The organism is uncultured Campylobacter sp. (assembly GCF_938030685.1).
Taxonomy (GTDB): Bacteria; Campylobacterota; Campylobacteria; order Campylobacterales; family Campylobacteraceae; genus Campylobacter_B.
In genome coordinates, this window is the sequence record NZ_CALHHX010000039.1 from 1 (window position 1) to 6,646 (window position 6,646).

Consider the following 6,646-nt stretch of genomic DNA (forward strand, 5'->3'; position numbering starts at 1 on the left):
GCACCAAAGCTCTACATCGTCGTGGGGGCCGACAACCTATCGGAGCTTCATAAATGGCGCGATTTTAGCGAGCTGCAGAAATTAGCGGAGTTTGTCGTGCTTACGCGGCCCGGCTACGAGATCCCGCGGCAGTGGGCGAGCCTAAGGCGGATCGAGATTGCCGTAGATGCGAGCTCAAGCGGTTTTAGGCGAGATTTCAAAGGCGAAATCCCGCCCAAGATCGCAGCAGAGGTCATAAAATTTTATAAAAGGAAAGATATGCAAGATCCAAAGCAAAGGGCGGAGCGGATCGCCGAAATTTTAAACGAAAAGAAAGCCGAAGACGTCCAGATCATCGATATGGAGGGGCGCGAATATATCGCGAAATTCGTAATTATCGCTACTGCGCTAACCTCCCGCCACGCAGCCTCGCTTATCGAGGAGCTAAAAAGCGTGCTAAAGCCGCTCGGCGAGGAGTTTTTGGCTATCGAAAGCGGCGATGAGTGGAGCGTCGTCGATCTCGGCGACATCATAGTCCATCTCATCAGCGAGGCTTACCGCGCCAAATACAATATCGAGGATTTCCTCGACAAGCTCAAAAAAGAGCAATTTTAAGGAGGGAGCGTGCCGAGACAGACCTGGAGCAGCAAGCTCACATATATCTTAACCGTCGCGGGCGCCACGATCGGCTTTGGTTGCACGTGGCGGTTTCCGTATTTAGTCGGGCAAAATGGCGGCGGCGCCTATGTGCTCATATTTTGCATCGCGATGATCGTGCTTGGAATCCCGATGATCTTGGTAGAAAACGTCATCGGACGCCGTGCGCTAAGAAACTGCGTCGATGCCTTCACGGCGCCTAAAAAGGACGGCTCGCGCATAAAGCCGGCATGGAAAATCGTAGGCATCATGGGCGTAATCGGCGCGTTTGGAATTTTAGCCTACTATATGGTCCTCGGCGGCTGGGTGCTAACCTATATCGTAAACATCGTAAGCGGCAACTTCGACCTCTCCGCGCGGATCACCGATCCCGCATTCACGCAAAAATTCTACGCAGATCACATCGAAAATAGCCCGCTCGGCGTCGGAGCTTACACGCTCGTTTTCATAGCGATCAACTGGTACATTTTGAAAAACGGCATCATCGAGGGGATCGAAAAATTCGTAAAATTTCTAATGCCCGCGCTATTTTTATGCTTCATCGCGGTGATCCTTACAAATTTAACGCTAGAAGGCGCAAAGGAAGGCGTAAAATTTTATCTCGGCGTCGATTTTGCCAAGATTACGCCCAAGCTTTTGATCGACGTTTTGGGTCAGGTCTTTTTCGCGCTCTCGCTCGGTTTCGGCGTGATGATCACGCTGTCGAGCTTTTTAAACAAAGACGAGAAGCTGATGCAAACGGCCACCATCACCGCAGTCGTAAACACGCTCATCGCCGTGCTTGCGGGCTTTATGATCTTCCCATCGCTCTTTAGCGCGGGGCTTGAGCCAAGCAGCGGCTCGTCGCTGGTTTTTAAGAGCCTGCCGATCGCATTTTCGCACATGCCGTTCGGCAACGCCGTCGCGGTGGTCTTTCTCTCGATCCTGCTCATCGCCGCGCTTACAACGTCGATCACGATCTATCAGGTCATCATAAATTTCGTAGAGGAGCGCTTCGGCTTTTCAACGCTAAAGGCGGTAAATTTAACGCTCGGCGGCGTCTTCGTGCTCGGCAACCTACCCTGCATACTCTCAAGCAGCGTGCTTGCGGACGTCAAAATTCTAGGGCGCTCGGTTTTTGACGCCTTCGACTTCGTAAGCGCGAACGTATTTTTCGTGCTAACGGCGCTTCTGTGCTGCATCTACGTGGGCTGGGTGCTGAAAAAGGACGCGATCTACGAGCTCACCAACGAAGGCGATCTGAGCGCGAGGCTCGCGGGAGTTTGGTTTTTGTACGTCAAATTTATCCTGCCGCTTATCATCGCGGTGATCTTCGGATACGGGATTTTCGGCTAAATTTAAAGCCGCGAGAGTTTTAAATTTTAAATTTACCCGCGGCGGTGCGGTGGAATTTTAAAATTTCATCTGCTCCGCTACGTATACTGCGGCGTGAGCTTTTACGCGGTGCGGCACATTGTATTGAAACTTGCGGCACGGCGGTCTTGCGACTAGGTGCGAGACACCGCACCGCAGTTATAATATAAATTTAGCGCAGGCGTAGCCTGCCCCTTGTAAAGCGTCGTCGGGGGTTAGGTGGGGTTTGGGGCGGGAAGGGGAGCGACCTCGCAATTCAAGCCCCCTTCCCGCCCCAAGAAAAGTTTGGGTGCGGCGCGGCGGAATTTTAAAATTTTATTCACCTCAGCGCAGCGCGTTAAATTTTAGAATTTTAAAATCTATCGCAGCGGCGCCGTATCGCGAGAGATAAAATTTAAAATTTAGCCGCAATTTAGGGGTTTTCAATGCTTCTGTTTTTCCTTACGATCTTCCCAATATCGCTGATGCCGGGCATCAACATGACCTACGCGCTAAATCTCGGCATCGCGCGCGGCTATCTTAAGGCGCTGCCCGCGCTACTTGCGCAGGTGCTGGGCGTCACGCTCGTGGCGCTTGCGTGTATATTCGGCGTCGCGGGCATTCTGCTTGCGCACCCTGCGGCGCTTAGCGCGATTAAAATTTTGGGCGGCGCGTATATTTTCTATCTGGGTGTCGCGACCTTTTTAGCGCGCGGAAATTTTAAGCTGCAAAAACAAAAGCGCAGCGAAAATATCTTCCTACAAGGCTTCGTAGTCGCGGTCTCAAACCCCAAGGCGTGGATATTTTTTACCGCGCTCTTTCCGCCATTTTTGGACGCGGACAATCTTTTCGGCGCGCGCACATTCGCTCTCGTCGCTACGCTGTGCGTAAGCGAAAGCATCTGCCTTAGCATCTACGCGCTGGGCGGAGCGGTGCTAAAAAATCTACTGAAAACCCATCTGAAATACCTCGAAATTTTCTGCTCGGTGCTGATGTGCGCGATCGGGCTGTGGATGATTTTGGGCTAAAATTTTGATTAAATTTAGCGCCCGAGCTTTGATGAAATTTTATTAAATTTAAAAGATAGATTGAAAAGAAATATTGCTGCGGCTAAATTCCGAGAAAAATCCCGAAATTTAGCCGCTAGCTTTGAATTAAAATTTTAAGTGCTCGGTCGCGTGTGCCAAGCGCCGCGGCGATTATCGTCCAGGGTTGCTTGCGGTGCGTCTAAGCGATTTGCGGGCAGCGATTATCATCGGTAGCGAACTCACAGCGAACATACGAGCGCTTAAGAGATTTCAGCTTTGTGTACTGCACGAGCCGTATCTGCTCTACTCGGATTATGCGTTTAAAACGGATTTTAGCTCTGCGGATAGCACCGCTTCCGTTTGTGACGAGCCCGCGCAAATTTAAAATTTACGCAAGCAAATCGCGACGGGCCCAGATTTTATATCGGCGCGTCCGCTCAAATTTTAAAATTTAATCTCTGCCGTGAAGCTCGTCGATATAGAATTTTACCGAGCCGAGACCCTCTTTTTTCGCCCATTCATAGGCGCTTGAGACGAACTCCCAGTTGATGCCCGCGTAAAATTTTTCCAAATATTTCGGGCGCGCGTTGTGCTCATCGATGTAATACGCGTGCTCCCAAACGTCCACGACTAGAAGTGGTACGAGCCCCTCGGTCACCGGCGTGACGGCATTTTGGGTCGCTTTGATGCAAAGCTTGCCCGATTTCGGATCGTAAGCAAGCCACACCCAACCCGAGCCGAAATGTGCCGTAGCAGCAGCCAAAAACTCGCTTTTAAAATCCGCGAAATTTTCTGCCAGCGCCGATTTTAGCTCCGCGGAAGCCTCGCTAGGTTTTGCGATGCAATCCCAGTAAAAATCGTGGTTGTAAACCTGCGCGGCGTTGTTAAAAAGCCCGCCGCTAGCAGCCGTTACGATCTCGTAAAGCCCCTTGCCCGCAAACTCGCCCGATTCGGTAAGTTTATTTAAATTCGCCACATAGGTCGCGTGGTGCTTGCCGTGGTGATAATCACAGGTTTGCTTGCTTACGACCGCGTTGTGCGCCGCATCGAACGGCAACTCTCTAAGTTTAAACATCTTTCTCTCCTTGAAATGATTTAAAATGATTATATCCTAAAATTTCTAAATGATTAATAAAATTTATTATTTAGGATTAATTTTAAGATGAATTTCAATCTAAGCCATCGTAATCGCACTTTAAATTTAAAATTTAAGCGGTTTATTAACGCCAAAGCTTTCTTTTATCCTCATCGGAGCGCTTTTTATGTGCGACCGGACGTATGGGCTTAAGCGCGCTGCCGGTACGCACGAGCGGCTACTTACCGTCATCTGCGCGGTTGGGAGCTTTTTTATGTTTATGCTTGCTTTTAATACATAGCGTTGCGCTCGCATATGTCCTATACACGGGGCTCGGCACGCTTTTTAGCGTCTTGCTTTAAACGATCGTAGCGCTAAAAGAGAGCGCAGAGACTAGCCTGCTTCGCATATTTTTCATATTCACGCTAAGCTTATGCACAGGCATCGTCACGATCGGCGCCGTAATCCTAGGCGCATTCATCCACCACGAGAAAATTTCTGCGCGCAAAGCGCCTGTTATTTCTCATAATTTCAAGCGTCGCGATGCTGAAATTAATTTAGAATTTTGGCGAATTTAGCTAAGCTTAGCGCTAAATTTAACGCAAAGGAAAATCATGAAAATCATCGAAGGCTCGCTTGCTCTTAAGGGCAGCGAAAAGATCCTAATCATCAACGCCCGCTTCAACCATATCATCACCGATCGCCTAGTCGAGGGGGCGCACGATGCGTTTTTGCGCCACGGCGGCAAGGAGGAAAATTTAAGCCTGATGCTGGTGCCGGGCGCTTTTGAGATCCCGCTCGCGCTTGAAAAGGCGCTAGCTTCCAAGCTCTACGACGCCGTCGTCTGCCTAGGCGCGGTGATCCGCGGCTCTACTCCGCATTTTGACTACGTAAGCGCCGAGGTAAGCAAAGGCATCGCGAACACCATGCTAAAATACGGCGCTCCCGTAACTTTCGGCGTGCTGACTACCGATAATATCGAGCAGGCGATCGAGCGAGCAGGCGCAAAGGCCGGCAACAAGGGCTTTGAAGCGATGAGCGGCGCGATCGAGCTTCTAAGTCTATTTCGCAACATAAAGGCTTAAAATGGCTACCAGACACCAAGCCAGGCTCGCTGCGATCTCGCTGCTTTACTCCCAAGATATGAACGGCGGCGGCGAGGACTTTGCGGACGAATATCTGGAGGAAAAGCGCATTCGCAACGAGCAACGCAACTGGACGCTGGCGCTTCTGCGCGGCGCTAGCGAAAATCTTGCCGCGGTCGATGCGCTGATAGATGAAAATTTAAAGGAATTCAAGCTTGCCGAAATTTCGGCTCTGGAGCGCGCGATACTGCGGCTTGGGGCATATGAGTTGCGCTTTACGGACACGGACGCGGGCATCGTCATAAACGAAGCGATCAACTCCGCTAAAGAGCTTGGCATCTCGCCAAGATTTATAAACGGCGTGCTGGACGCGCTAAAGGATAGCCCCGTAAATATCGCGGTAGATAAAATTTCCAAGCCGACTGCGACGGCAAGTGAAAATCTCGAGACAACCACGGAGGCAGTCAAAAATTTTAAGCCTGCTACGGAGAAAAACTCCGCCGTTTCGGACAGCAACGATACGGCGAAAAATTTCATTCCCGCAGGCGCGGACGGCGAGACAAAAAATTTTACGAGAGCAAAGAGGGACGGCACGCCGAAAAATTCTACGGCGAGAAGAAGCAGACCGTCTAAAAAGTCCGCTAATTTGAAAACTCGCAGTGCGCCCGCCAAAAAATCCGCCACGAGCAAAAAATTTAAAACGGAGAGAAATTTCAAGACCGGAGATAAATTTAAGACGGAGAAAACTGGCAAAAATTTCAAAACAGGCGAGCGAGGCAAAAATTTTAAGGCAGGCGAACGAGGCAAAGACGCCGCGCCGATAAAAGAGGGTGCGGATAGAAATTTCAGAGTCGGCAAAAACACAGCACCAAAAAAGGGCGCTGCGGGTAAAAATATTGCGCCGAAAAGTAGGGCTGGGCGCAAAAGCTCTATCGCGCCGAAAAAATCTGCGGACGGCAGAGGCACCGTCTCAAAAAGACCTACGGACGGCAGAGGCGCTCTCTCGAAAAGACCCGCAGACAGCAAAGGCGCAGTACGCGGCAAGGATAAACGGTGAAACTCTGCGTCGCGCTTGATCTGGGCTCGAAGCAGGAGTGTTTACAGCTGGCGGAGCAGCTTGCGGACTTTTCGGATAAAATTTGGCTAAAAGTGGGCTTGCGAACTTATTTGCGCGACGGAGCGGGCTTTGTGGGGGAGCTAAAAAGGCTCGGAAATTTTAAAATTTTCCTCGATCTAAAGCTCTACGACATCCCAAACACAATGGCAGACGCCGCCGAGGAGATCGCTAAGCTCGGCGTAGATATGATAAACGTGCATGCAAGCAGCGGCAAGCGCGCGATGGCGACGGTGATGGAGCGACTGGACAGGCTAGCTTCGCGTCCGCTGGTGCTAGCGGTTTCTGCGCTAACGAGCTTTGATCAGGCGGAATTTAGCGCGGTTTACGAGCAAAATTTAAGCGACGCCGTGCGCAAATTTAGCGTGATGAGCTA

At 50.7% G+C, this 6,646-nt stretch carries 7 protein-coding genes and 1 pseudogene; 7 read left to right on the forward strand and 1 reads right to left on the reverse strand.

Going from position 1 to position 6,646, the window contains the following annotated elements:
* From rsfS to Q0369_RS01760, 4 genes are all read left to right on the forward strand, one after another.
* A partial coding sequence (gene rsfS / locus Q0369_RS01745; RefSeq protein WP_298095155.1) for a ribosome silencing factor occupies window positions 1-594 on the forward strand: 594 nt, incomplete at its 5' end.
* 9 nt (window positions 595-603) lie between these two features.
* Complete coding sequence (locus tag Q0369_RS01750; RefSeq protein ID WP_298095158.1) at window positions 604-1,971, forward strand: sodium-dependent transporter; 1,368 nt, start codon at window positions 604-606, stop codon at window positions 1,969-1,971.
* Window positions 1,972-2,414: 443 nt separating this feature from the next.
* Complete coding sequence (locus Q0369_RS01755; protein ID WP_050715070.1) at window positions 2,415-2,996, forward strand: LysE family translocator; 582 nt, start codon at window positions 2,415-2,417, stop codon at window positions 2,994-2,996.
* Window positions 2,997-3,204: 208 nt separating this feature from the next.
* The gene (locus Q0369_RS01760) at window positions 3,205-3,381 is read left to right on the forward strand and encodes a hypothetical protein (protein ID WP_297989458.1); all 177 of its coding nucleotides are present in this window, start codon (window positions 3,205-3,207) and stop codon (window positions 3,379-3,381) included.
* A gap of 66 nt (window positions 3,382-3,447) precedes the next feature.
* Here the strand turns inward: Q0369_RS01760 and sodB are convergent, their stop codons facing one another.
* Window positions 3,448-4,071 carry a superoxide dismutase [Fe] gene (sodB, locus tag Q0369_RS01765; RefSeq protein WP_298095162.1) on the reverse strand — a complete coding sequence of 208 codons (624 nt, stop codon included), beginning with the start codon at window positions 4,069-4,071 and terminating at the stop codon, window positions 3,448-3,450.
* Between the two features lie 614 nt (window positions 4,072-4,685).
* Between sodB and ribH the strand changes: the two genes are divergently transcribed.
* The 3 genes and pseudogenes from ribH to pyrF form a co-directional block, all read left to right on the forward strand.
* Complete coding sequence (ribH, locus tag Q0369_RS01770; protein ID WP_291939803.1) at window positions 4,686-5,156, forward strand: 6,7-dimethyl-8-ribityllumazine synthase; 471 nt, start codon at window positions 4,686-4,688, stop codon at window positions 5,154-5,156.
* A 1-nt stretch (window position 5,157) separates the two neighbouring features.
* Window positions 5,158-5,532: pseudogene (gene nusB / locus Q0369_RS01775) on the forward strand (transcription antitermination factor NusB); the annotation flags it as partial.
* A 677-nt stretch (window positions 5,533-6,209) separates the two neighbouring features.
* Window positions 6,210-6,646, forward strand: a 437-nt coding sequence (gene pyrF, locus Q0369_RS01780; protein WP_298095165.1) for an orotidine-5'-phosphate decarboxylase, incomplete at its 3' end; no start/stop codon positions are given.

Coding starts and splice junctions, on each gene's coding strand:
- sodB (WP_298095162.1), bottom strand. CDS start 4,071: ATGTTTAAACTTAGAGAGTTGCCGTTCGATGCGGCGCACAACGCGGTC.
- ribH (WP_291939803.1), top strand. CDS start 4,686: ATGAAAATCATCGAAGGCTCGCTTGCTCTTAAGGGCAGCGAAAAGATC.
- Q0369_RS01755 (WP_050715070.1), top strand. CDS start 2,415: ATGCTTCTGTTTTTCCTTACGATCTTCCCAATATCGCTGATGCCGGGC.